The sequence below is a fragment of the Pseudarthrobacter sp. 05T312 genome (assembly GCF_056396685.1).
Map to the genome: position 1 here is coordinate 58,412 of NZ_JBFTLY010000004.1, position 25,171 is coordinate 83,582.

Annotated in this window: 21 protein-coding genes; 5 read left to right on the top strand and 16 right to left on the bottom strand. The window is 67.1% G+C overall.

The window, feature by feature from the left end:
* Positions 1-274 precede the first annotated feature (274 nt).
* Positions 275-1,786 carry an FAD-dependent oxidoreductase gene (locus AC1DIP_RS07960; protein ID WP_477733422.1) on the top strand — a complete coding sequence of 504 codons (1,512 nt, stop codon included), beginning with the start codon at positions 275-277 and terminating at the stop codon, positions 1,784-1,786.
* Positions 1,787-1,873: 87 nt separating this feature from the next.
* Here the strand turns inward: AC1DIP_RS07960 and glpK are convergent, their stop codons facing one another.
* The 3 genes from glpK to AC1DIP_RS07975 form a co-directional block, all read right to left on the bottom strand.
* On the bottom strand, positions 1,874-3,388 hold the full coding sequence (gene glpK / locus AC1DIP_RS07965; RefSeq protein ID WP_476211205.1) for a glycerol kinase GlpK: 1,515 nt from the start codon (positions 3,386-3,388) through the stop codon (positions 1,874-1,876).
* A gap of 42 nt (positions 3,389-3,430) precedes the next feature.
* The gene (locus AC1DIP_RS07970) at positions 3,431-4,180 is read right to left on the bottom strand and encodes an MIP/aquaporin family protein (RefSeq protein WP_477733423.1); all 750 of its coding nucleotides are present in this window, start codon (positions 4,178-4,180) and stop codon (positions 3,431-3,433) included.
* A 91-nt stretch (positions 4,181-4,271) separates the two neighbouring features.
* Positions 4,272-6,086 (bottom strand): glycerol-3-phosphate dehydrogenase/oxidase, encoded by a 1,815-nt coding sequence (locus tag AC1DIP_RS07975; RefSeq protein ID WP_477733424.1) that lies wholly within the window; start codon positions 6,084-6,086, stop codon positions 4,272-4,274.
* Between the two features lie 125 nt (positions 6,087-6,211).
* On the opposite strand from AC1DIP_RS07975, the gene AC1DIP_RS07980 reads away from it, so the two are divergent.
* From AC1DIP_RS07980 to AC1DIP_RS07995, 4 genes are read left to right on the top strand one after another with little or no spacing between them, the layout of a single operon-like run.
* Positions 6,212-7,177, top strand: coding sequence for a sugar-binding transcriptional regulator (locus AC1DIP_RS07980; protein WP_141160366.1), 966 nt, complete (start codon positions 6,212-6,214; stop codon positions 7,175-7,177).
* A 19-nt stretch (positions 7,178-7,196) separates the two neighbouring features.
* Positions 7,197-8,066 carry an aldo/keto reductase gene (locus AC1DIP_RS07985; RefSeq protein WP_477733425.1) on the top strand — a complete coding sequence of 290 codons (870 nt, stop codon included), beginning with the start codon at positions 7,197-7,199 and terminating at the stop codon, positions 8,064-8,066.
* Between the two features lie 8 nt (positions 8,067-8,074).
* On the top strand, positions 8,075-9,004 hold the full coding sequence (locus tag AC1DIP_RS07990) for an alpha/beta fold hydrolase (RefSeq protein ID WP_477733426.1): 930 nt from the start codon (positions 8,075-8,077) through the stop codon (positions 9,002-9,004).
* Positions 9,001-10,080 (top strand): glycosyltransferase family 4 protein, encoded by a 1,080-nt coding sequence (locus tag AC1DIP_RS07995; RefSeq protein WP_477733427.1) that lies wholly within the window; start codon positions 9,001-9,003, stop codon positions 10,078-10,080. Before AC1DIP_RS07990 ends, AC1DIP_RS07995 begins: the two co-directional genes overlap by 4 nt.
* Before the next feature lie 24 nt (positions 10,081-10,104).
* Here the strand turns inward: AC1DIP_RS07995 and AC1DIP_RS08000 are convergent, their stop codons facing one another.
* The 13 genes from AC1DIP_RS08000 to pyrR all read right to left on the bottom strand — a co-directional run bounded on the left by AC1DIP_RS08000 (position 10,105) and on the right by pyrR (position 25,153).
* Positions 10,105-12,240, bottom strand: coding sequence for a primosomal protein N' (locus AC1DIP_RS08000; RefSeq protein WP_477733428.1), 2,136 nt, complete (start codon positions 12,238-12,240; stop codon positions 10,105-10,107).
* 111 nt (positions 12,241-12,351) lie between these two features.
* Entirely contained in the window at positions 12,352-13,587 is a 1,236-nt protein-coding gene (metK, locus tag AC1DIP_RS08005; RefSeq protein ID WP_477733429.1) for a methionine adenosyltransferase, read from the bottom strand.
* Positions 13,588-13,663: 76 nt separating this feature from the next.
* Positions 13,664-14,902, bottom strand: coding sequence for a bifunctional phosphopantothenoylcysteine decarboxylase/phosphopantothenate--cysteine ligase CoaBC (gene coaBC, locus AC1DIP_RS08010; RefSeq protein ID WP_477733430.1), 1,239 nt, complete (start codon positions 14,900-14,902; stop codon positions 13,664-13,666).
* A 33-nt stretch (positions 14,903-14,935) separates the two neighbouring features.
* Entirely contained in the window at positions 14,936-15,196 is a 261-nt protein-coding gene (rpoZ, locus tag AC1DIP_RS08015; protein WP_026264487.1) for a DNA-directed RNA polymerase subunit omega, read from the bottom strand.
* 15 nt (positions 15,197-15,211) lie between these two features.
* Positions 15,212-15,805, bottom strand: a complete 594-nt coding sequence (gene gmk / locus AC1DIP_RS08020; RefSeq protein ID WP_477733431.1) for a guanylate kinase — start codon at positions 15,803-15,805, stop codon at positions 15,212-15,214.
* A gap of 44 nt (positions 15,806-15,849) precedes the next feature.
* Entirely contained in the window at positions 15,850-16,167 is a 318-nt protein-coding gene (gene mihF / locus AC1DIP_RS08025) for an integration host factor, actinobacterial type (RefSeq protein WP_201302514.1), read from the bottom strand.
* Positions 16,168-16,278: 111 nt separating this feature from the next.
* Entirely contained in the window at positions 16,279-17,157 is an 879-nt protein-coding gene (gene pyrF / locus AC1DIP_RS08030) for an orotidine-5'-phosphate decarboxylase (RefSeq protein ID WP_477733432.1), read from the bottom strand.
* The gene (gene carB / locus AC1DIP_RS08035) at positions 17,150-20,464 is read right to left on the bottom strand and encodes a carbamoyl-phosphate synthase large subunit (protein ID WP_476211228.1); all 3,315 of its coding nucleotides are present in this window, start codon (positions 20,462-20,464) and stop codon (positions 17,150-17,152) included. Before carB ends, pyrF begins: the two co-directional genes overlap by 8 nt.
* Complete coding sequence (gene carA, locus AC1DIP_RS08040; protein WP_476211230.1) at positions 20,464-21,705, bottom strand: glutamine-hydrolyzing carbamoyl-phosphate synthase small subunit; 1,242 nt, start codon at positions 21,703-21,705, stop codon at positions 20,464-20,466. The genes carB and carA overlap by 1 nt, the downstream gene beginning before the upstream one ends.
* Positions 21,686-22,204 carry a PH-like domain-containing protein gene (locus AC1DIP_RS08045; RefSeq protein WP_476211232.1) on the bottom strand — a complete coding sequence of 173 codons (519 nt, stop codon included), beginning with the start codon at positions 22,202-22,204 and terminating at the stop codon, positions 21,686-21,688. The genes carA and AC1DIP_RS08045 overlap by 20 nt, the downstream gene beginning before the upstream one ends.
* On the bottom strand, positions 22,204-23,544 hold the full coding sequence (locus AC1DIP_RS08050; RefSeq protein ID WP_477733433.1) for a dihydroorotase: 1,341 nt from the start codon (positions 23,542-23,544) through the stop codon (positions 22,204-22,206). Before AC1DIP_RS08050 ends, AC1DIP_RS08045 begins: the two co-directional genes overlap by 1 nt.
* Positions 23,544-24,569 (bottom strand): aspartate carbamoyltransferase catalytic subunit, encoded by a 1,026-nt coding sequence (locus AC1DIP_RS08055; protein WP_476211235.1) that lies wholly within the window; start codon positions 24,567-24,569, stop codon positions 23,544-23,546. Before AC1DIP_RS08055 ends, AC1DIP_RS08050 begins: the two co-directional genes overlap by 1 nt.
* Entirely contained in the window at positions 24,566-25,153 is a 588-nt protein-coding gene (pyrR, locus tag AC1DIP_RS08060) for a bifunctional pyr operon transcriptional regulator/uracil phosphoribosyltransferase PyrR (protein WP_141160350.1), read from the bottom strand. Before pyrR ends, AC1DIP_RS08055 begins: the two co-directional genes overlap by 4 nt.
* Positions 25,154-25,171: the final 18 nt, after the last annotated feature.

Consider the following 25,171-nt stretch of genomic DNA (forward strand, 5'->3'; position numbering starts at 1 on the left):
GTTCTGTTACGGCATCTGTGCTGCCATAACGGCCTGATCCTCCTGCTGCCGGCCCGGCGCCATGCCCCGGACACACAAAAGCCCCTCTCCATGGAGGGGCTGCCGCTCAGCTGTCCGATAATCGGAGCCGGCGGCTAACTAAGCAGAAGGATCGCACGCATGGATCTACTTTAGCGCACCGGCACGTCCCCCGCCTCAGCCAGGCCGAACGGCCCGTTGCTTTGGCCGGGGCAAGCGCGCATGATCATCCCACAACGTTGGGAGGCGGCACACCATGTCAGAGGCAACCACTGCCGGCCCTGCTGAAGGACAGCCCCTCTCCCTGTGGCTGGCAACCGCCGGCGCCACCGATTTCCCGCAACTTCACGGCACCGTCGAAGTGGACGTCGCAGTCATCGGCGGAGGCATCGCCGGGCTCACCGCAGCGCTGGCCCTGAAACGCTCGGGGCGCTCGGTGGCTGTCCTCGAAGCCGGCCGGATCGGAACCGGCGTCACTGGCCACACCACCGGCAAGGTGACATCCCTGCACCGCCTCGCCTACTCGGAATTGCAGCGCATCCATGGCACGTCCGCTGCCCGGGTTTACGGGCAGGCGAACCAGGCCGCCCTGGAACATATCGGCGGCGTAGTGGCGGCAGAAGACCTATCCTGCGGATTCCGGCGGGTTGCCAACTACACCTTCGCGTCAGGTCCTGATGCGCTGCCGGAAGTGCGGGCGGAAGCCGGACTTGCGGCCGCGCTCGGCCTTCCGTCGACCTTTACTGCCGACGTGCCCCTGCCGTTTCCGGTGGCCGGCGCCGTCCGGTTTGACGGCCAGGCCCAGATCCACGCGGTCCAGTATCTACAGGGGCTGGCAGGAAAGGTGGACGGCGGTGGCAGCTTTGTCTTCGAACGGACACGCGCGGTGGACCTTCGCGAGGGCACGCCCGTCACCGTTGCCGCCGGGACGGGAACGGTGCTGGCCCGGGACGCAATCGTGGCCACGAACGTTCCCTTCGGAGACCATGGCCGGTTTGAGGCCCTGTGCCGGCCGCACCGTTCGTACATCATCGCCGCGCCGGTTGATGCCCCTCCCCTGGACGCGACCTTCATCAGCGCCGATGAACCTATGCATTCGCTGCTGACCGTGCAGCTGGACGGAACAACGTACCTCTTGGTTGGCGGCGGTGGCCATCCCGCCGCTGAGCAGGTTGATCCGGCACCGCGCCACGCCGGGCTGGCCCGCTACGCGCGCAGCCATTTCGGGGACGGCAGCGTGTCCTACCGCTGGTCCACCCAGGATGCTTTGCCCCAGGACGGGCTGCCTTATGCCGGGCCGCTGAACCCTGACAGCCGGCACGCGTTCGTGATCACCGGCCTGCGCAAGTGGGGCCTGACCAACGGTACGGCCGCAGCACTGGCGCTTGCGGATCTCCTCAATGGCACTCCCAACGAGTGGGCCGCCCTGTTCGACAGCAACCGCGCGCCCCGGGGGCCCACGGCGCAGGCAGCCCCAGGGAGCGGCGACAGCCAATCCCGCACGCGCCCCGCAGCGCAGGCGGCGGACCTCGCGCCGGGCGATGGAACGGTGCTTGAGGCAGAAGGATCCAGCACGGCCTGCTACCGGGACGAGGCCGGCCACGTCCACGCAGTGTCGGCAGTCTGTACCCACCTGGGCTGCACGGTGGGCTTCAACCGGGCAGACCGGACGTGGGACTGCCCCTGCCATGGCTCCCGGTTCGATGTGGACGGCAAAGTCATCCAGGGTCCGGCCACTGAAGATCTGCCCCCGCGGCCCGTTCCCTGACGTCCCAGTGCGTCCGCCGGAAAAATTCCCGGACACGGCAAGGGGCCGTCCCGCCGGAAAGGCAGGACGACCCCTGGGTTGGAGAACCTACCTGACGTCCTCGTCCACCCACTCCATGGACTTGGTTACCGCCTTCTTCCAGAGCCGCATCTGGCGTTCCTGTTCGGCCTTGTCCATCTGCGGTTCCCAGCGCTTGTCCTCGGACCAGTTGGCCGAGCACTCGCCCAGGTCCTTCCAGAAACCAACGGCGAGGCCTGCCGCGTAGGCAGCACCCAGCGCCGTGGTCTCGATGACCTTCGGGCGGATCACCGGGACGCCCAGGATGTCCGCCTGGAACTGCATCAGGGCGTCATTGGCCACCATGCCGCCGTCGACCTTCAGCTCGCTCAGCGGCACGCCGGAGTCCGCGTTGACGGCGTCCAGCACCTCGCGGGTCTGGAATGCGGTGGCTTCCAGCGCCGCCCGGGCGATGTGGTTCTTGTTGACGAACCGGGTCAGGCCGACGATCGCGCCGCGGGCATCCGAACGCCAGTACGGGGCGAACAGGCCGGAGAATGCCGGAACGATGTAAACACCGCCGTTGTCCTTGACTGATGCGGCGAGGGTTTCCACCTCGGGCGCGCTGCTGATCATGCCCAGGTTGTCCCGCAGCCACTGGACCAGCGAACCGGTCACCGCGATGGATCCTTCCAGCGCGTAGTGGGGTTTGGCGTCGCCCAGCTTGTAGCCGACGGTGGTCAGCAAGCCGTTCTTCGAGTGGACGATTTCCTCGCCCGTGTTGAAGATCAGGAAACAGCCGGTGCCGTAGGTGTTCTTGGCTTCGCCGGTTTCAAAGGCTGCCTGGCCGAAGGTTGCTGCCTGCTGGTCGCCCAGGATGCCTGCAACCGGTGTTTCGCGGAGCAGCTGCGAGCTGTGGACGGTGCCGTATACCTCGGAGGAGGACTTGATCTCCGGCATCATGCTGCGCGGAACGCCAAAAATGCCCAGGATTTCGTCGTCCCACTGCAGCGTCTCCAGGTCCATGAACAGGGTGCGGGAGGCGTTGGTGACGTCGGTGACGTGGACGCCGCCGTCGACGCCGCCCGTCAGGTTCCACAGGACCCAGGCGTCCGTGTTGCCGAACACCAGGTCACCGGCCTCTGCCTTTTCCCTCGCGCCGTCAACGTTGTCCAGGATCCACTTGATCTTGGTACCGGAGAAGTAGGTGGCCAGCGGCAGGCCCACCTTCTGTTTGAAGCGGTCCGCTCCGCCGTCCTTGGCCAGCTGGTCCACGATGTCCTGCGTGCGGGTGTCCTGCCACACAATCGCGTTGTAAACCGGCTTGCCAGTGGTCTTGTCCCACACCACCGCGGTTTCGCGCTGGTTGGTGATGCCGACGGCGGCAATATCGTGCCGCGTCAGGTTCGCCTTCGAGAGGGCCGAGCCGATCACCTCGCGGGTGTTGTTCCAGATCTCCGAGGCGTCATGCTCCACCCAGCCTGCCTGCGGGAAGATCTGCTCGTGTTCCATCTGGCCCGAGGACACAATGGCGCCGCTGTGGTCAAAGATGATGGCGCGGGTGCTGGTGGTGCCCTGGTCGATGGCGATTACGTACTGGTTCATAATGACGTCCTTGTCTGGTTGTTCGAACTGTTTGCCGGAGGTTTAGGAGGCGGCGGTGATGATGATCGGAACGATCCTTGCAACGGTGCCGGCGAGGGCGCCGCCCACGAGCGGGCCAACCACCGGGATCCAGGCATAGCTCCAGTCACTGGAGCCCTTGCCCTTGATGGGAAGCACTGCGTGGGCAATGCGGGGTCCGAGGTCACGTGCCGGGTTGATGGCGTATCCGGTGGGGCCGCCGAGCGAAACACCGATGCCGACCACGAGCAGCGCCACGGCAAGCGGGCCAAGGCCCGAGGGGGTGCCGCCGAGGGTCAGGATCACGAAGACCAGGACGAACGTGCCGATGATCTCGGTGATCAGGTTCCATGTGGTGGAACGGATGGCCGGGCCGGTTGAAAACGTGCCCAGCTTGCCTGCGGGCTCGGGCTCGTCATCAAAATGCTGCTTGTAGGCCAGCCAGCAAACAACGGCACCGAGGAAGGCGCCCACCATCTCGCCGCCGAGGTAGGTAAGGGTTGTCCCGAAATCAACAGCGACTCCCGGGGCGTACTCGGCCTTGCCGTTGAGCAGCAGGCCCAAGGTCACGGCCGGATTCAGGTGGGCACCGGACTTGGCGGCGACGAAGACGCCACAGAAGACGGCGATACCCCATCCCCATGTGACCATCAGGAATCCGCCGTTGTTGCCCTTCGTCCCCCGCAAAGCCACGTTGGCAACGACGCCGCAACCCAACAGGGTCAGCATGCCCGTGCCAAAGACTTCGGAGAGGAAGACTATTCCTAGAGACATCTTTGACTCCTTCTTTGTTTAGTTGTCGGTCCTCCGCTGGTGAAGGACCGTTGGGCCGGGACGCTGGCGCGCCCCGGCCGGCCGCCCGGCCTCAGGAGACCAGGCTGTGCGTTTCCACGCGGTGGAATCGCTGCAGCACGTCCTGTGCGTGCTTGATCTCAGCGGCGCTGGCTGCAGCGTCCCACTTGAGCGGCACTGACAAAACCTCCGCCACTTCGTTGAGGAGTTCCCCGGTGACCAGCCCCCGGAAGGCCAGGGAAGTACGACGGATGAGGACATCCACCAGGTGCCCCACCTGCTCGTTGGCCGCCATGAACTCCAGCTCCCGGACGCTGAGCTCCCGGGTGGACCGCAGCGGCTGGTCAGGGGCAGCGTCGAGGTACTCGATCACGGCGTCCGCCCGGGTACCGTACCGGGTCAGCAGCCCTGCAGTGCGGTCCGCGTCGCGGCCGGCACCCATGTGCGCCTTGATCCATTTCTGCACGCCTGCCTCGTCGGCCGGGAAGCCGGCGCCACCGCCGATGGGGAGCTGCGCCGTCGACACCTTGCGCTGGACCCCGAGCTCGGTGAGGACGTCATTGGTCAGATGCTCGGCGAGGGCCCGGAAGGTGGTCCACTTGCCGCCCACCAGGCTCAGCACGACGGCGCCGGTTCCGTTTGTGCCCGACGCGCGCCGTTCAATGCGGTAGTCGCGGGACACGAAGCCGGGCTGGGTCGCGTCGTGGCTCGGCAGGGGGCGCACCCCCGAGAACGTGTAGACGATGTCGTCGGGGGTCACGTCGACGGACGGGAAGACGTGGCCGATCAGGTCGAAGAAGTACTGGATTTCCTCGTCGTTGCAGACGGCGTCTTCCGCCATGTCCGCATCGACGTCCGTGGTGCCCACCAGCACCCGATCGCCCATGGGGTAGATGAGGACAATCCGGCCGTCGGTGTGTTCGAAGAAGATTTCCCGGCCGCGGCAGGCGGCGAGCAGGCCCGGGTGGTCCAGCACGATGTGCGAACCCTTGGTGCCGCCCATGAAGGCGGAGGCTGCACCCATGGCCTCATTGGTCAGGTCCACCCACGCGCCGGTGGTGTTCACGATAATGTCCGCGGTGAAGTCGAATTCCTCCCCGCTGAGTTCGTCGCGCAGCCGGACGGTGCTGCCCCGGCCGGTCCCCGGGTTGGGCTCCGGGGACATGGATTGCAGCGAGAGGTAGTTGCTGGCCCGGGCGGTGTCACCCTGCGCGCCGGCGCCGTGGGAACGGCCGGCCTTTTCGCCGTCCTGGAGGACGTCAAGGGTCAGCCGCTCCGGGTTGTGCACCGAGGCGTCGAAGTAGGTGGCGGTGTATTTGACGTCCGACCGGAGCGCGGGCAGCTCCTGCAGGGCTGCCTTGTGGGTCCGGAACTGGTGCCGGGGCACAGTGCCGCCATCGCGGGAGAATGAATCATAAAGGCTAAGGCCCACCTTGATGAGGAATGCGCCGCGCTCCTTGGGCTTGCCCTGCTGTTTATGGGTAAGGAAGCGCAGGGGTGCAGAGAGGATCCCGGAGAAGGTGCTGAAGATGGGGATGGTGGTCTGCAGCGGCTTAACGTAGTGCGGGGCGATTTTCAGCAGGCGGTTCCGCTCCACCACTGATTCGCGGACCAGGCGGAACTCACCGTTTTCCAGGTACCGGATGCCGCCGTGGATCATGTGCGAGGATGCACCGCTTGCGCCCTGGCAGTAATCACCGCGTTCGACCAGCGCCACATCGACGCCCTGCAGGGCCAGGTCACGGAACGTTCCCACTCCGTTGATGCCGCCGCCAACCACCAGCACCTTCGCGTGCGGACGGCGCCGCAGGCTGTGGACGGATGCGCGTTCGCCTCCTGGCCGGGGCGTATCAACAGATGGTTGGACAGTTGAATCCTTGGGTCCCAAAACGACTCCCTTGGGGCTTTGTGTGGTGCGGTCGCCACTGTGCGGCACCGCCGTTCTGCTCTATTGTTTGGAGAAATGGAAAATGGAGTCAAGCACTATGCACAAACGTGCAGAACGGAAGTGAGATGGCACTTTCCCGCGACCAGGATGCCCTCCGAGCTGCACAAATGTATTACCTGCAGGACCTCACCATGGACGCGATCGCACGCGAGCTGCGAACGTCCCGGTCTACCGTTTCCCGGCTCTTGTCATCGGCGCGGGAGTCCGGCCTGGTGCAGATCCAGATCCGCAACCCCCTGGATACCGGACCGGAACTGGAGGGCATGATCCGGCGCCGGTACAACCTGGACGTCCATGTGGTTCCCATCCTCGGGACGCTCAATGAAGCCGAGACCCTGGACCGCGTGGCCATGCAGGCCGCCCGCACCATCGGGCCCCTGGTGGACTCGAACGCGATCATCGGCGTGGCCTGGGGATCCACGCTCAGCGCGGTCAGCAGGCACCTGACCAGGAAGATTACCCACGACAGCGTGATCGTCCAGCTCAACGGCGCCGGTAACATGCACACCACCGGCATCACCTACGCAAGTGACATCATGCGCCGGTTCGGCAGCGCCTACGGAGCACGGGTGGAACAGTTCCCCGTCCCGGCCTTCTTCGACCACGCCGCCACGAAGACGGCCATGTGGAACGAGCGCAGCGTGCAGCGCGTCCTGGAACTGCAGGCGAAGATGAGCATCGCCATCTTCGGTGTCGGTTCGGTCCACGCCGACTACCCAAGCCACGTCTACGCCGGCGGCTACCTCGACGAAGAGGACCTCAACGCCCTGGCCAACTCCGACGTCGTCGGAGACGTTGCCACCGTGTTCTTCCGGGACGACGGGTCCTCTGACGGGATCGTCCTCAACGAACGCTCCACAGGCCCGTCACTGGCACAGCTCCGGCAGGTTCGGCGCAGGATCTGCGTGGTATCCGGGGTCTCCAAGATCAATGGCCTGCGCGGGGCCCTGGCCGCCAGGCTCGCCACCGACCTGATCCTGGACGAAGCCACCGCACGCCGCCTCGTCGATTACGAGGGCCTGACCAGCTGAAGTAGGTAGAGTCGTTGCCATGAGAACCTCACCCCGGCTCAGCCTGAACAACGGCGTGCTGATAGACCAGCTCGGCTTTGGGCTGTACAAGGTGCCGGCAGCCGACGCCGAAGGCCTGGTCGCCACGGCGCTCGCCGCCGGGTACCGCCACTTCGACACCGCTGCCATGTACGGGAACGAGACCGGCGTGGCGCGCGGCATCAGTTCCCAGCTGGACGCGGGATCGGGCAGTGGCGGCTCGGGCGAACTGTTCCCGCCCCTGGCCCGTGAAGACGTGTTCGTCACCACGAAGGTGTGGAACGACCACCATGGCTTCGACGCCACGCTGCGCGCCTTTGACGATTCCATGGTCAACCTGGGCCTGGACTATGTGGACATGTACCTTATCCACTGGCCATGCCCCCGCCGCGGGCTCTTCACCGAGACCTACCGCGCCCTGGAAACCCTGTACCGGGAGGGCAGGGTGCGTGCCATCGGCGTCAGCAATTTCCAACCGGCCCACCTTGACCGCCTGCTCGCCGGCGCCGAGGTGGTCCCCGCAGTCAACCAGATCGAGCTCCACCCCTGGCTGCAACAGGAGGAACTGCGCAGCAAGCACGCCGACCTGGGCATCCGCACCGAAGCCTGGAGCCCGCTGGGCCGCGGCCAGGTGCTGGCCGACCCCGTCATCCAGGCCTGCGCTGCCGAGCACGGCCGGACGCCCGCCCAAGTGATCCTCCGCTGGCATATGCAACTGGGCAACATCGCCATTCCCAAGGCGAGTTCGGAGGCGCGCATCCGGGAGAACCTCGATGTCTTCAACTTCGAACTCTCAGCACGCGACATGGCGGCGATCAACGCGCTGGACCGCGGGCAGCGGACCGGGTCCCACCCGGACAACGTCAACTAGGGCAGGCCATGGATACCGTGAACCCAGGGCCCTCCCCTGCGCCCGCATACATCAGCGCCGGCCTTTCCGGACGCACCCGGGCCTCCGTCGTCACCCTCGACGGCGGCACCGTGGCTTACTGGACCTATGAGCCGCTGGAGGCCACCCCGGATACCCGAACCATCCTGGTGGTCCATGGATTCCGCGGCGACCACCACGGACTCCTGCGCGTGGCGGACCAGCTCCCGGACATGCGCATGATCATGCCGGACCTCCCCGGCTTCGGCAGCTCGGACGCCTTTACCCACGGCCCGCACTCAGTGGAACGCTATGGGCAGTTCATCACCGATTTCATGGCGGCACTGGGCCTGGGCCAAGACACAGTACTGCTGGGACACTCGTTCGGATCCATTGTGGCGGCCCACTTCGTGGCCAACAACCCGGACGCAGTGCGTCCCCTCATCCTCATCAACCCCATTGCAGCGCCGGCGCTGGAGGGACCCAAGGGAGTCATGACCCGGCTGGCGGTGCTGTACTACAAGCTTGCTGCGCGGCTTCCCCGCAGGCCCGGCCTGGCACTGCTGCGGAACCCCCTGATTGTCAGGGTGATGAGCGAGACCATGGCGAAAACCCGCGATCCCGGGCTGAGGGCCTACATCCACGGCCAGCACCATGCCTACTTCAGTTCCTTCGCCGACAGGGACAGCCTCCTGGAGTCCTTTACCGCCTCCGTCAGCCACCACGTGGCCGAGGTCGCCCGCCGGCTGCGGCTGCCCGTGCTGCTGGTCGCCGGCGAGAAGGATGAAATCGCCACCCTCCCCAGCCAGCACCGCCTCCTGGACATGCTCCCGGACGGTGAACTCAAGGTGATTCCCGGCGTCGGCCACCTGATCCACTACGAAACACCTGAACCGGCCGCCCGTTACATCCGCAGCTTCCTAAAGGACCATCCCGCGTGAAGATCGTCATCGATGCACGTTTCACCCGTACCGACCACCACGACGGCATCAGCCGCTACGGGGCCAGCCTGATCGCCGCAACGGCCAAGATCGCGGACGTGTCCATGCTGGTTTCCGACGAGCGGCAGTTGGCGCTGCTGCCTGACGTGCCCTACACGCTCATCAACAGCCCGCTCTCGCCCCTGGAACTGTTCGTTGCCCGGAAGGTCAACGCGCTTGGAGCGGATGTGGTGGTCTGCCCCATGCAGACCATGGGCACCTGGGGCCGGAAGTACGGACTGATCCTGACCCTGCACGACCTGATCTACTACGAACACCCCACTCCCCCGGGTTTCCTGCCGGCCCCCGTCCGCCTCCTGTGGCGGCTGTACCATAAGGCGTTCTGGCCGCAGCGCCTGCTCCTGGACCGGGCCGACATTGTTGCCACCATCAGCCGGACCACCGAGGCACTGATGGCCAAGTACCGGCTGACGCGCCGGCCCGTACGCATCATCGCCAACGCCCCGCAGCCGGCCCAGGAACCGCGGGATCCCGCCGCCGGGGCGGACAAGACGATCATCTACATGGGCTCCTTCATGCCGTACAAGAACGTGGAAACCATGGTGGCCGGCATGGCCGGGCTGCCCGGCTACACCCTGCACCTGCTCAGCCGGATCACGCCGCAGCGGCGGGCAGAGCTGGAGCGCATCGTCCCCCGGGGCGCCTCCGTCGTGTTCCATAACGGAGTGACGGATGCCGAGTACGACGGACTCCTGCGCCGCGCCACGGCCCTGGTGAGCCTGTCCCGCGCCGAAGGGTACGGGCTGCCCCTGGTGGAGGCGATGGCGGTGGGTACCCCGGTGATCGCCAGTGACATTCCGATCTTCCGGGAGGTGGGGTCGGATGCCGCAATCTATGTGGATCCCCAGTCACCCGGACAGTTCGCTGACGCGGTGGGTCAGCTGCGGGACGACGAACATTGGCAGGACCTGTCCCGCCGCTCCATGGCCCGCGCGGCCGAGTTCAGCTGGGACGAATCGGCGCGCCAGCTGGTGGACGCGGCCCATGAGGTAGTGGCGAAGAGGCGGCGGGCCTGACGCAGGTTCGGCTGCAGGACGAACCTAGAGCACGTCGACGCCGTCCAGCCGCAGCTGCACGGGGTCCATGGTCCGTTTGGCGGCCACGGCGGCGCGGGTGACCCGGAGCACGCGGACGACGGGGGCGGCCTGGCCGTATGGGAAGAACAGCAGGGTCCGGACGTCCTCGGCCGAGCGCCTGCCGGTGGGCGGAGCGGTGAGCAGGAGCGGCGCCGGGCCCGCCGTTCGCAGGACGATGCCCGCGCCGGCCAGGTCCGCTTCCACGGCACCCGTGTAGTGTTCGACGGCGGCGCGCGGCCCCGTCACGGAGGCGATGCGCACCGCCGGTGGAAGCTGGAGTTCCATCCGCAGCGACAGCTCGCGCCGGGCATAGCCGGCCGGGTCCCACCGCAGCAGCGCACCGGTGGCGGCGGTATCCGTGGCAGTGACCACCACCAGGCCTTCCGCCGCCGCGGGGCGGACCAGGGCGGCTGCGTTGAACCAGCGGCGCAGGGTGTCCTCGCCTGCGCGGAGGCTTTCCCGGCGCAGCAGCGAATCTCCGTCCAGCAGCAAGGCGGCGGCATAACCGCCCTCCGCGACGGGCTCGGCGCCTACCGTTGCCACCACCAGTGCCTTGCCCGCCCCCACTGTGGCCTTCACCTGGTCGCCGGAGGACGTGATGACGGTGGTGCCGGGAAAAGCGCGGCCCAGCTCTTCAGCGGTGCGCAGGACTCCCGTGGCCCCTTTCCGGAGCCGCCGCCCGCCGCAGTGGGAGCACTTCCAGTCCGGAGCCGGGGTGGAACACCAGCGGCATTGGGGCAAGACGGCTGTTCCGGCCAGGGCCAGGGGTCCCTGGCAGTGGCCGCACCGGGCGGGTTCGCGGCAGGTTTCGCACACGAGGGAGGGCGCGTAGCCGGCCCTGGCCACCTGGACCAGGACGGGGCCACGATCCAGCCCCTGCTTGGCTGCCTGCCAGGCGGCATGGGGCAGCCGCGCGATGGTGGCCAGGGGATCACGTTCCTGCTCGAAGCTGTCAGCCGTGTTGACCACGCGCGGGACGGTCCTGCGGACCGTGGAACGCTCGGCTTCAACGGGGACGGCCCAGCCGGCCTCCACCAGCCGCTGGACTTCGGTGCTGCGGGCGTGCCCCGCCAGGAGGCAGGCTGTGCCCTCCTGTTCTGCCCGCAGGAGGAGGACCTCCCGGGCGTGGGCGTAGGGTGCGCGCTGCTCGATGTGGAGGTCGTCGCCGTCGTCCCAGCAGGCAACCAGGCCCAGGTCCTGCACCGGCGCGAAGGCGGCGGACCTGGTGCCGATGGCGATCCTGGCCCGGCCCGCGAGGAGGCGCAGGAAGTTCCGGTACCGCGGCGTGGGGCCGTCGTCCGCTGTGAGCCTGGCCATGGCCTCCTCCGGCAGCAGCTCCATCAGCGCCTGCTCCAGCCGGTCCAGGTCGCGGTAGTCGGGCACCACCAGCAGCGCGCCCCTGCCTGAGGCGTAAGCAGCGGCAGCGGCCTGGGCAAGGAGCGCCGGCCACCCGGCGGCCCCGTAGCCCTGGAGAGGATTGATGACCGCACGCGGGGATCCGCCGGCTGCCAGGTGCCGCAGGAAGGCAGCTCCGGTGCGGTAGGCGGTCCACGCAGAAACGCCTGGAACAGCCGGAACGCCCTGCGTGTCTTCGGCTTCCGCAGTACGTGGTCCTGCTGTGCCATCCGGACCTGCGGGGTCACCCTGGTCTGCAGGGTCCAGGGATGCCGGGTAATCCTTTTCGAGCCGGGCGACACGGGGCGGTACGGCAAGGCGGAGGACGTCGCTGAGCGTGCCGGCGTAGCGTGCAGCGATGGCCCCGGCTAGGTCCCTGGCGGCGGGGGTTAGGACGGGAACCGGTGACACTACTTTCGACAGCGGCACCAGGGTGTGTCCGGCGTCGGACTCCGCCCGGCGCTCCAAAAGGAAACCGCTGAGATCCTGGCCATTGAACTTGACCTTGACCCTCACTCCGGGCTGGGCGTCCTGGTCCAGCGCAACCGGGACCGCGTAATCGAAGGGCCGGTCCAGGTGCGGCAGGGACGATTCCACGAGGATCCGAGCCACGGGAAGCTGCTTGGCCAGGTCCACGCCGACTGGCAGTGCGCGGGCTGGAAACCCCTGCAGCAGGGACGGCTGGACGGAACTGTCAGCGACCACTGGGGCTCCCTCCGTTCAGCTGCCAGGTTGGACATGAACAGCCAAGCATAGGCCACTGACAGTGCGCTTCCCGTCCCGGCCCGAAGATTCCGGGTCCGGGCAGGAAGTTACCTAAGCGTTGAAGAACGCCTTCAAATCATCTACCCGGTCCAGGCGTTCCCACGTGAAGTCGGGCTCGTCGCGGCCAAAGTGGCCGTGGGCAGCAGTCTTGGCGTAAATGGGGCGCTTCAAGTCGAGGGCATCGATGATGGCCCGGGGGCGGAGGTCGAAGATTTCCGCAATGGCGTCGCTGATCCGGGCGGGATCCACGGTTTCGGTGCCGAACGTCTCGACATACGTTCCTACGGGGCGGGCCTGGCCGATGGCGTACGCGATCTGGATCTCTGCACGCTTGGCAAGTCCTGCGGCCACCACGTTCTTGGCAACCCAGCGCATGGCGTAGGCGGCAGAACGGTCCACCTTGGATGGATCCTTGCCGGAGAAAGCACCGCCGCCGTGGCGCGCCATGCCGCCGTAGGTATCGACAATGATCTTGCGGCCGGTGAGGCCGGCGTCACCCACGGGGCCGCCAATGACGAATTCCCCGGCCGGATTGAGGATGTTCGCGGTCCGGGAAATGTCCAGGTTGGCCGCGGCTAGGACGGGTTCAATGACGACCGCGGCGAGGTCCGCGCGCAACTGCTCCAGGCTTGCACCCTCTGCGTGCTGGCTCGAAATCACCACGGTTTCAATCGATACGGGAACGTCCTTGTCGTACCCCACCGTGACCTGGGTCTTGCCGTCCGGGCGGAGGTAGGCCAGCTGGCCTGTCTTGCGGACGTCGGTGAGGCGTTCGGAGAGCCGGTGGGCCAGCCAGATGGGCGTGGGCATGTAGGAAGGAGTCTCGTCGCTGGCGTAGCCGAACATCAGGCCCTGGTCGCCAGCACCCTGGAGGTCGTAGTCGTCCTCCTGGCGGCCCTCGCGGGCTTCCAGCGAGTTGAACACACCACCGGCGATGTCGTTGGACTGCTGGCCAATGGAAACGGACACGCCGCAGCGGGCGCCGTCAAAACCGTTCGCTGAGGAGTCATAGCCGATGCCAAGGATGGTCTCGCGGACGATTTGCGGGATCTCGACGTAGGCGTCGGTGGTGACTTCGCCCGCCACGTGCACGAGCCCGGTGGTCGCCATCGTCTCCACGGCCACGCGGGACTCGGGGTCCGCGGACAGCAGCGCATCCAGGATGGCGTCGCTGATCTGGTCGCAGATCTTGTCCGGATGGCCTTCGGTGACCGACTCGGACGTGAAGAGCCGGAGCGCGGAGGGCGTGGCCCCATGGGTCTGGGGAAGGTGCAGCGGTAACGTCACTCAACTACCTTACTGGTTGGAAGGCGCCGGCCCCGCGGGAGATGTCCTCCCGAGAAGCAAACGTGGTGCGGAACACTCAGGTCCGGGGCGAAACCCGGTTAAGTTCAAAGCCGATGCGGGCAATGATGGCTTCCGAAACCTCAGTCTTGGTTCCGGCCGCTTCCTGTGGTTCGGAGCCGGCGCGCGAGAGGATGACCACCGAATTGGAGTCCTGCCCGAAGACTTTGTCCGTGCCCACATGGTTGACCACCAGCAGGTCGCAGCCTTTTCGCTGCAACTTCGCTTCGGCGTAGGCGAGGACGTCGCCCTGGCTGTCACCGGTTTCCGCCGCGAAGCCGACGATGAGCTGGCCGGCCCCGGAAGGTCCCTCGCTGCGTTGCTCCACGAGTTCCTGCAGGATGTCCGGGTTGCGGACCAGGGTGATGACGGGGTCTGCGGTGTCGTCGCGTTTCTTGATCTTGGTGTCGGAGACATCGGCCGGGCGGAAGTCGGCCACGGCGGCCGACATAATGATGACGTCGGACCCGGCAGCGGCATCCAGCGCGGCGGTCCGGAGCTCCAACGCAGTCTCCACGCGAACCACTTCCACCCCTGCAGGCGGCTGGACGTCCATGTGCGCCGCCAGCAGCCGGACGGTGGCACCGGCATTCCGGGCGGCGACGGCCAGCGCCACGCCCTGCTTGCCGGAGGACCGGTTGCCGAGGAAACGGACGGGGTCCAGCGGCTCACGGGTGCCGCCTGCGCTGATGGTTACGGTACGGCCGGCAAGGGGCAACTGGAAGTCGGACTGTCCCTGGACCAGCGCCATGGCGGCGTCAAAAATCGCCTGCGGTTCCGGGAGCCTTCCCGGTCCGGAGTCAGCGCCCGTCAACCTGCCGGAGGCGGGTTCGAGGACAGCGGCGCCCCGGCCGCGGAGCGTTTCAACGTTGGCGCGGGTGGCGGCGTGCTGCCACATTTCGGTGTGCATAGCGGGCGCGAACAGCACTGGGCCGTGCGCCATCAGGAGCGTGTTGGTCAGCAGGTCGCCGGCCTGGCCGGTGGCGGCTTTGGCCAGGAGGTCAGCGGTCGCGGGTGCAACAACAACGAGGTCGGCCTCGTGGCCAAGCCTTACGTGGTTCACCAGGTGGACGTCGTCAAAGACGCTGTTGCTGACGGGGTTTCCGGACAACGCCTCCCAGGTGGCGGTGCCGATGAAGCGGGTGGACGCCTCCGTGGGGATCACCGTGACGTCATGGCCGGCTTCAGTAAAAAGCCGGAGGAGCGATGCCACCTTATAGGCGGCAATCCCTCCCCCGACTCCGAGGACTATGCGCACGTGATCTCCGTCAGCATGTCAGTTGGCGGCAGGTTACTCTGCGGCTTCGATCGGCGTGGAGACCAGCTTGCCTTCGTTGATCTCGCGCAGGGCGATGGACAGCGACTTCTCGTTCAGCTTGGTGTCAACCAGGGGTCCGACGTATTCGAACAGACCCTCGTGCAGCTGGGCGTAGTAAGCATTGATCTGACGAGCGCGCTTGGCACCGAAGATCACCAATCCGTACTTGGAATCAGCTACCTTCAGCAGGTCGTCGATCGGCGGGTTGATGATGCCTTCAAGGTTCGTGGACACGAATTCTCCAAATTCCTAGCGGGCTGACGGTTCCGGAAGGTGTGGATGCGGTGTCAGCCCCATGAGTGAAACAAGCTCGTCCGCTGCCCGGCGGACGTCGTCGTTGATGACGGTGTGGTCGAACTCCGGTTCAGCAGCAAGTTCCAGTTTAGCGGTTTCCAGGCGCCGCTGCTGTTCCTCGGGCGTTTCGGTGCCGCGGCCCACCAGGCGCCGGACCATTTCGTCCCAGGTGGGCGGGGCCAGGAAGACGAACTGGGCGTCCGGAACGGCTGCCTTGACCTGGCGTGCACCCTGCAGATCGATCTCCAGCAGCACGGACCGGCCTTCCGCGATGGCCGCATTCACGGTGCTCTTCAGCGTGCCGTAAGTGTTCTGGCCGTGCACAACAGCCCACTCCAGGAGTTCACCCTCGGCGATGAGCTGATCGAACTCCTCCTTGCTCTTGAAGAAGTAGTGGACACCGTCCACCTCGCCCGGCCGGGGCGCCCGGGTGGTGGCTGAGACGGAAAGCCAAACCTCCGGGTAATTGTCCCGGATATAGGTGGACACGGTGCCTTTGCCAACAGCCGTCGGACCTGCGAGGACTGTCAGTCCAGGTTTCTTGCTCACGTATTCCTTTTGCCACGGTTGGGGAAGGGCAGGCGCCGCCTGCCTCAGTGCTCGTCTATAAAATCTACCAGCGCCCGGCGCTGGTGGACGCCCAGGCCCCGGACCCTGCGGGACGCTGCGATCCCCAGCTGCTGCATGATGGCTGCGGCACGCACCTTTCCGATGCCGGGCAGCGCTTCGAGCAGTTCAGAAACCCGCATGCGGGCCAGGGCGTCGTCCTCCAGCGCGGAGCTGATGATGTCCGCCGCCGACCTGTCGCCATTCCGGAGGCTTTCCTTGGCGGCGGCACGGGTTGCCCTGGCTGCTGCCGCCTTGCCCAGGGCGTCGGCCCGTTCAGACGCAGATAGAGGTCGCAGGACCATCACGGACACCCCCGGAGTCGGCGGAATTCATCCAAGGGCGGCCGCCCTTGGACCTGTCCTGAAACTACCCTCTGGTGCAGCCTGAATCAATGCATCCGGACAATTGCAGGCCTATTCGCCCCGCAGTCCGTCCAGCGTCCGCAGCGCGGCCTCGCGCAGGCCCCGGGTTTCCGGTCCCGCCGCCAGGATGTCGCGGCTGGACGTTCCCAGGACCAGCGGGTAGGCAGCGCCGAAGGTGGCCCGCAGGTCAGCCGGTGTTGCCCCCTGGGCCCCGAGGCCAGGCGCCAGGATGGGGCCGCGGACCGCAGCAAGGTCCAGTCCCAGGTCTTCCAGGGCGCCGCCGACCGTAGCGCCGACCACCAGGCCAACGGAACCGAAGCTTCCGGGATACCGGGAGTTCTCCGCGGCCGCGGACTCCGTGATCCTGCGCGCCACGGAATCCTTTCCGCCCACGTGCTGGACGGAAGCGCCCTCGGGGTTGGACGTCAGTGCCAGCACGAATACGCCCCGCCCGGTTTCCGCCGCGAGGTCCAGCGCGGGGCGAAGGGACTCGAAGCCGAGGTAGGGGCTCAGCGTGACGGAGTCCGCCGCGAGCGGTGAGCCGTCGCGCAGCCACGCGTCCGCATAGGCGGCCATGGTGGATCCGATGTCGCCGCGCTTGGCGTCGGCGATGGTGAGTACCGACTGGTTGCGGGCTTCAGCCAGGACCTCTTCCAGGACGGCAAGGCCGGCGGATCCGTGGCGTTCGTAGAGGGCCACCTGCGGCTTGACCGCGGCAGCGAGCGAAGCCACCGCCTCCAAAGCCGTCAGCGAGAACCGACGCAGTCCGGCGGCGTCGTCGTCCAGCCCCCAGGCCTTCAGCAGGGAGGGGTGTGGGTCGATGCCGACGCAGAGCGGGCCGCGGGCGGCCATGGCCGCGCCGAGCCGGGAGCCGAAGGACTCCCGGCCGGCGCCTGGCACCGGGTTGGTGCCCGATACCTGCTCAGGCATGCTGCAGGGCCGCCTTCTGCGATTCCGCGAGGGCTGCCGCGTGCTCCTGCAGGCTGGTAACGGACCACTGGTAGGTGCGCATGGCTTCGATGGCCTGTACCGCGGCGTTGAATTCGGCCACGGTGGTGATGCACGGGATGCCAATGGAGGTTGCCGCGGCACGGATCTCGTAGCCGTCGCTGCGCGCTTCGCCACCGGAGGGGGTGTTGAAGACCATGTCGATCTCCCCCGCCACGATCAGGTCGGCGATGGTCCCCTCCCCTTCGGCGCTGCTGCCCTCGGCGACCTTGCGGACCGGAGTGGCCTGGATGCCGTTGCGGCGGAGCACGTCGGCGGTGCCGCCGGTGGAGACGATCTCGAAGCCAAGGTCCGAGAGCCGCTTGACCGCCATGATCACCGAGCGCTTGTCCCGGTTGGCCACGGAGACAAAGACCTTGCCCTCGGTGGGCAGGGCGTTGTTGGCCCCCGCCTGGCTCTTGGCGAAGGCGGTGTCGAAGTGCTTGTCGATGCCCATGACCTCGCCGGTGGAGCGCATTTCGGGTCCGAGCAGGGAGTCCACCACCTTGCCTTCGAGGGTGCGGAACCGGCTGAACGGGAGCACCGCTTCCTTGACGGCCACGGGCGCGTCCAGGGGCAGGGTTGAACCGTCGCCGGACTCCGGCAGCATCTTGTAGGCGCTGCGGAGCTGGTTGATGGTGACGCCTGTGCCGATCAGGGCCGCGGCCTTGGCCATCTGGACGCCCGTGGCCTTGGACACGAACGGCACGGTGCGCGAGGCGCGGGGGTTGGCTTCCAGGACGTACAGCACGTCGGAGGCCAGCGCGAACTGGATGTTGATCAGGCCCCGGACGCCCACGCCTTCGGCGATGGCGCGGGTGGCTACGCGGACGCGCTCGATGACGTTGCCCCCCAAAGTGATCGGAGGCAGGACACAGGCGGAGTCGCCGGAGTGGATGCCGGCTTCCTCGATGTGCTCCATGATGCCGCCCAGGTACATGTCGGTGCCGTCGAAGAGGGCGTCGACGTCAATCTCGACGGCGTCTTCCAGGAACCGGTCGATCAGCACCGGGTGGTCCGGGGTGATCTCGGTGGCGTTGGCGATGTAACGGGAAAGGTTGGGCTCGTCGTAGACGATTTCCATGCCGCGGCCGCCCAGCACGTAGGACGGGCGGACCAGGACCGGGTAGCCGATCTCGTCCGCGATGGTCTTGGCGTCCTCGAAGGAGACGGCGGTGCCGTTCTTGGGCGACACCAGGCCGGCCTTGTCCAGCACGCGGGAGAAGGCGCCACGGTGCTCCGCGAGGTCGATGGCCTCCGGTGAAGTGCCCAGGATCGGCACGCCGGCGTCGGCCAGCTGCTGCGCCAGCTTCAGCGGGGTCTGGCCGCCGAGCTGGACGAAGACGCCCATGACGCCGCCGGTGCGTTCCTCTGCCGCGATGACCTCCAGCACGTCCTCGAGCGTGAGCGGCTCGAAGTACAGGCGGGTGGAGACGTCGTAGTCGGTTGAGACGGTTTCCGGGTTGCAGTTGACCATGACGGTCTCGTAGCCGGCCTTGCGCAGCGCCATGGAGGCGTGGACGCAGGAGTAGTCGAACTCGATGCCCTGGCCGATGCGGTTGGGGCCGGAACCGAGGATCAGGATGGACGGCTTGGAGTGCAGCGCAACCTCGTCCTCCTCGTCGTAGGCCGAATAGTGGTACGGGGTGTAGGCGGCGAACTCTGCGGCGCAGGTGTCAACGGTCTTGTAAACGGGGCGGATGCCCAGGGCCTGCCGGACGCCGCGGACCACTGCCTCGGAGTTGTGCGTCAGGGCACCGATCTGCTCATCGGAGAAGCCGTGGCGCTTGGCGCGCTGCAGCATCTCCTTGGTGAGGGCTCCGGCCTGGCGGATCTCGTGCGAGATCTCGTTGAGCAGCTGCAGCTGGTCCAGGAACCAGGGGTCGATCTTGGTGGCTTCGAAAAGCTGTTCGACGGTGGCGCCGCCCAGGAGGGCGCGCTGGACCTGGTGCAGGCGTTCGGTGGTGGGACGCTTGGCCTTCTCGATGAGCTCTGCCACTTCGTATTCGGGGACGGAGCTGAAGTCCAGCTGCGAGCCCTTCTGCTCGAGGGAGCGGAGGGCCTTCTGCAGGGCCTCGGTGAAGTTGCGGCCCATGGCCATGGCTTCGCCCACGGACTTCATGGTGGTGGTCAGTGTGTTGTCCGCGGCCGGGAACTTCTCGAAGGCGAACCGCGGAACCTTGACCACCACGTAGTCAAGGGTGGGTTCGAACGACGCGGGGGTCTTCTGGGTGATGTCGTTGGGGATCTCATCCAGGGTGTAGCCAAGGGAGAGCTTGGTGGCGATCTTGGCGATGGCGAAGCCGGTGGCCTTTGACGCCAGTGCCGACGAGCGGGAGACGCGGGGGTTCATTTCGATGACCACCACGCGGCCGGTGGCGGGGTCGATGGCGAACTGGATGTTGCAGCCGCCGGTGTCAACGCCCACTTCGCGGATGACGGCGATGGCTACGTCGCGCAGCTTCTGGTACTCACGGTCGGTGAGGGTCAGCGCAGGAGCCACGGTGATGGAGTCGCCGGTGTGCACGCCGACGGGATCGAAGTTCTCGATGGAGCAGACGACAACTACGTTGTCGTTCTTGTCCCGCATCATTTCGAGCTCGTATTCCTTCCAGCCCAGGATGCTCTCTTCGAGCAGGACCTCGCTGGTGGGGCTGTACTGCAGGCCCTGGCCGACGATGCGGCGCAGGTCATCCTCGTTGTAGGCCAGGCCGGAGCCCAGGCCGCCCATGGTGAAGGACGGGCGGACCACCATCGGGTAGCCCAGGTCCTGTGCTGCCGCGAACGCCTCATCCATGGTGTGGATGATGTGGCTGCGGGCGGATTCGGCGCCGCAGCGCTCAACGACGCCCTTGAACTTCTCGCGGTCCTCGCCGAGCTCGATCGCGGCGATGTTGGCACCGATCAGCTCCACGTTGTACTTCTCCAGCACACCGTTCTTGTCCAGGGCGATGGCGGTGTTCAGCGCGGTCTGTCCACCCAGCGTGGGCAGCACGGCGTCGGGACGTTCCTTGGCGATGATCTTCTCCACCACCTCGGGGGTGATGGGCTCAACGTAGGTGGCGTCGGCGAACTCGGGGTCGGTCATGATGGTGGCCGGGTTGGAGTTCACGAGGATGACGCGGAGGCCTTCCTCCTTGAGGACCCGCAGTGCCTGGGTGCCGGAGTAGTCGAACTCGGCGGCCTGGCCGATGACGATCGGGCCGGAACCAATGACGAGGACGCTTTTGAGATCTGTACGTTTCGGCATTACTTCTTGTCCTCAGTCTTGTTGTCGGTGGCGGTCTTGGTGTCAGCGTTTTTGGCGTCGCCCATGAGGTCGATGAACCGGTCGAAAAGATACGCGGCGTCGTGCGGGCCGGCAGCAGCCTCGGGGTGGTACTGGACGGAGAAAGCCGGGATGTCCAGGCAGGCGAGGCCTTCCACGACGTCGTCGTTCAGGCTGATGTGGCTGACTTCCACCCGGCCGTAGCGTGCCTCCGGAGCCTGGGTGGCTCCGTCGAGCGGTGCGTCCACGGCGAAACCGTGGTTCTGGGAGGTGATTTCCACCTTGCCGGTGCGGCGGTCCATCACGGGCTGGTTGATGCCGCGGTGGCCGTAGCGGAGCTTGTAGGTACCGAAGCCCAGGGCCCGGCCCAGGATCTGGTTGCCGAAGCAGATGCCAAAGTAGGGCAGCTTCTCATCCAGGACGGAGCGCAGGAGCTTGACCTGGGCGTCGGCGGTGGCGGGGTCGCCCGGGCCGTTGGACATGAAGAAGCCGTCCGGGTTGACGGCCTTGACGTCCTCGAGGGTGGCGGTGGCAGGCAGTACGTGGACGCGGACGCCGCGCTCGGCGAACCGGACCGGCGTCATGGCCTTGATGCCGAGGTCGATCGCCGCAATGCTGAAGCGGGGTTCGCCCTCCCACCCGTGGTCCTTGGGTTCCACCACGTAGGCTTCGTCGACGCTGACTTCCTCGGCCAGGCGCGAACCCTCCATGGGGGCGCTGGCCAGGACGGCGTCAAGCAGTTCCTTGTCGGTGCCCTGCGCCGACTCGCCGGAGAAGATGCCGGCCCGCATGGTCTTATGCTCACGCAGGTGCCGGGTGATGGCGCGGGTGTCCACACCCTGGATGCCGACGATGCCCTGGGCCACCAGCTCCTCATCCAGCGACCGCTCGGAACGCCAGTTGGAGGGGCGGCGCGCGGCATCGCGGACGATGTAGCCGGCCACCCAGATGCGCCGGGATTCGGCGTCGTCATCATTCACGCCGGTGTTGCCGATGTGCGGGGCCGTCTGCACCACCAGCTGGCGGGCGTACGACGGATCGGTGATGGTTTCCTGGTAACCGGTCATGCCGGTGGCGAAGACGGCCTCGCCCAGGGCAGTGCCGGTGGCACCGTAGCTGGTGCCGCGGAAAATGCGTCCGTCTTCGAGGACCAGGGCTGCCGGAGCGGAGGTGGTTGCTGTCAATGTATTCGCTTTCACTGTCTTACTTTCCACTGGTGGCACCAGCCGCTGGGGCTGACGAAATCAAATCCTGAAGGGCCTGGTACAGCGCGTCCTTGTCCGCGGCGCGGCGGGTTCGGAAGCCGGTATCCAGTTCATGCGTGCCGTGCGTCCATCCGAGCACCAGGAGGCCGTCCTTCTCCACGAACTTCCCTGCCATGCCGCTGTCCTGGCGGACTTCAGTGAGGGAGGCTGCGGGGATGTACAGCGCGGGTGCTCCGGACCGCCCGTACAGGACGCCGTGCGGGTACACCTCAAGGGTGGAGTTGGTGCGGATGCCCAGCCCGTGCACCGCGATCCGGTCAAGCCAGTCACCGGCCGTTGTGGTGGCCACGTACTGCCCGTCGGCGGCGGCGGTGGGCTCGCCCGGGGCGGCGGGCACCGGGGGCAGTTGTGCGACGTCGGACTGGCGCTTCAGGCGGTTGCGCCACCCCATTGCGAGGAGGACAAACACGACGGCGACCACCGCCAGCATGGCAAGGCCGGGAAGGATCTTGTCCATCAGGCAGCCCCTGCCGAGGTTGCGGCGGCGTCCGGGTGGGGCGTGTTGAGGGCACCGCCGAGGACCGTCGGGTGGCCCCTGAAGAAGGTTGCCACCACCTTGCCCGGGAGTTCCCTTCCCTTGAAGGGCGAGTTGCGGCCCATGGTGGCCATCTTGAAGGGGTCCACCGTCCAGCGCGCGGCCGGATCCACCAGGATGAGGTTGGCGGGTTCCCCGGCTTCGATGGGCCGGCCCTGGTCGGCCAGCCGCCCGATCTTCGCGGCCGCGGTGGAGGTGACCCGGGCGAAGTCCGCCCACGTCATCAGGCCGGTCTCGATCACGGCGTGCTGGACCACCGACAGGGCCGTTTCCAGTCCGGTCATGCCCATGGCGGCCTGCGCCCACTCGCATTCCTTGTGCTCGCTGGGGTGCGGTGCGTGGTCGGTACCCACAACGTCGATCGTGCCGTCTGCCAGGCCGGCGCGCAATGCCTGGACGTCGGCGTCGGTGCGCAGCGGCGGGTTGACCTTGAAGACGGGGTCGTAGCTGCGGACCAGGTCGTCGGTCAGCAGCAGGTGGTGCGGGGTGACCTCTGCCGTGACGTCGATGCCGCGTTCCTTGGCCCAGCGGATGATCTCCACCGAACCTGCCGTGGATACGTGGCAGACGTGCAGGCGCGAGCCGACGTGCTGGGCGAGGAGGACATCACGGGCAATGATGCTTTCCTCGGCCACGGCGGGCCAGCCGGTGAGGCCCAGGACGGCCGAGACGTCGCCCTCGTTCATCTGGGCACCGGCGGTAAGCCGCGGTTCCTGGGCATGCTGGGCCACCACGCCGTCGAACGCCTTGACGTACTCCAGCGCCCGGCGCATCAACACGGGGTCGTGGACGCAAATGCCGTCGTCGGAGAACATGCGCACCCGGGCTCGGGAATCGGCCATGGCGCCCAGCTCGGCGAGCTGCTCCCCCGCCAGGCCAACGGTGACGGCGCCCACCGGGCGGACGTCCACCCATCCGGCGGCGCGGCCCAGCGTGTAGACCTGTTCCACGACGCCCGCGGTGTCGGCGACGGGCGTGCTGTTGGCCATCGCGTGGACCGCGGTGTAACCGCCCAGCGCCGCGGCACGCGTTCCGGTTTCCACGGTTTCGGCATCTTCACGGCCGGGTTCGCGGAGGTGCGTGTGGACGTCCACCATGCCGGGGAGTGCCACCAGGCCGGCGGCGTCGATGACGGTGGCGCCGTCAGCGGACAGGCCGTGGCCGATCTCGGCGATGATGCCGTCGCGGACCAGCAGGTCGGTGGGGTCGCCGCCCAGGATGGCGGCGCCCTGGATGAGGTACGTTCCGGTGTTGCCTGCCATCAGTTGCTCTCCTTGGTGAACGGGGCCGCGGCGTAGGCCGGTGCCCGGGTTGCTGCTGGTTCCCGGGTGTCCCCGGAGAGCAGCAGGTACAGTGCGGCCATCCGCACGGACACGCCGTTGCGGACCTGGGCCAGGACCGTGGAGCGGGGTGAGTCCGCGGCGGCGGCGCTGATCTCCAGGCCGCGGTTCATGGGTCCCGGGTGCATGATGATGGTGTCCGTCATGCCCAGGTCATCGAGGGCCCGGAGCCGGTTGTCGTCGAAGCCCCAGCGGCGGGAGTATTCGCGGGTGCTTGGGAAGAATGACGCGTTCATGCGTTCGCCCTGGACGCGGAGCATCATGACGGCGTCCACGCCGTTTGCGAGGGTTTGGTCCAGGTCGTAGCTGACGCTGCAGGGCCACTTGTCGACGCCCACCGGCAGCAGGGTGGGCGGGGCCACCAGCGTGACTTCCGCGCCCAGGGTCTGGAGCAGCCAGACATTGGAGCGGGCCACCCGGGAGTGCAGGACGTCACCGGCGATGGCTACCCGCATGCCTTTGAGGTCCGTTCCTTCGGAGCCCGTGCCGGCCAGGCGGGCCCAGTGCCGGCGCATGGTGAACGCGTCCAGGAGGGCCTGGGTGGGGTGCTCATGGGTGCCGTCACCGGCGTTGATCACGGCTGCGTCGATCCAGTCCGTGGCGGCCAGGCGGTGGGGCGCCCCGGAGGCCCAGTGACGGATGACGACGGCGTCAGCCCCCATGGCGGACAGGGTCTGGGCCGTGTCCTTGAGCGACTCTCCCTTGGAGACAGAGGATCCCTTGGCGGCGAAGTTGATGACGTCGGCGGAGAGCCGCTTGGCCGCGGCTTCGAAGGAAATGCGGGTGCGGGTGGAATCCTCGAAGAAGAGGTTGACCACGGTGCGGCCGCGCAGCGCCGGAAGTTTCTTCACTTCCCGCTCCCCCACGGCCGACATTTCCTCGGCAGTGTCAAGGATGCGGATGGCGTTCGAGAGGCTGAGGTCCCCGGTGGACAGGAGGTGTTTCATGCGCCGCCCTCGATCACGACTTCGTTGACCGGCGCTCCGGCGTCGGAGGTGTCCGTCTCCTCCAGCCGGACCCGGACCTTTTCGGCGGAGGAGGTGGGCAGGTTCTTGCCAACATGGTCTGCTCGGATGGGGAGTTCGCGGTGGCCGCGGTCGATCAGGACGGCGAGCCGGACGATGCGGGGGCGGCCGAGGTCAACGAGGGCGTCCAGGGCGGCGCGGATGGTACGGCCTGAGTAAAGGACGTCGTCGATGAGCACCACGACTTTGTTGTCGATGCCGGTCCGGGGCAGCCTGGTGGGGTACGGCGGCCGGGTGCCCTGGTGGGAGAGGTCGTCCCGGAACATGGTGACGTCGAGCTGGCCCACGATGGCGGCGGCATCAACGGTGTTGTCCGCGGCAGCGATTTTCTCGGCCAGCCTGACGGCCAGCGGGTAACCGCGGCGGGGAATGCCCAACAGGACCAGGTCCCGGGATCCCTTGTTGGCTTCGAGGATCTCATGGGCGATACGAGTGAGGGCCCGGTCAATGTCCGCCTGGCTGAGGACAACCCTGGCTGGAACCGGTGCGCTGGTGACAGATGTCAACGCTCGTCTCCCCTTTCC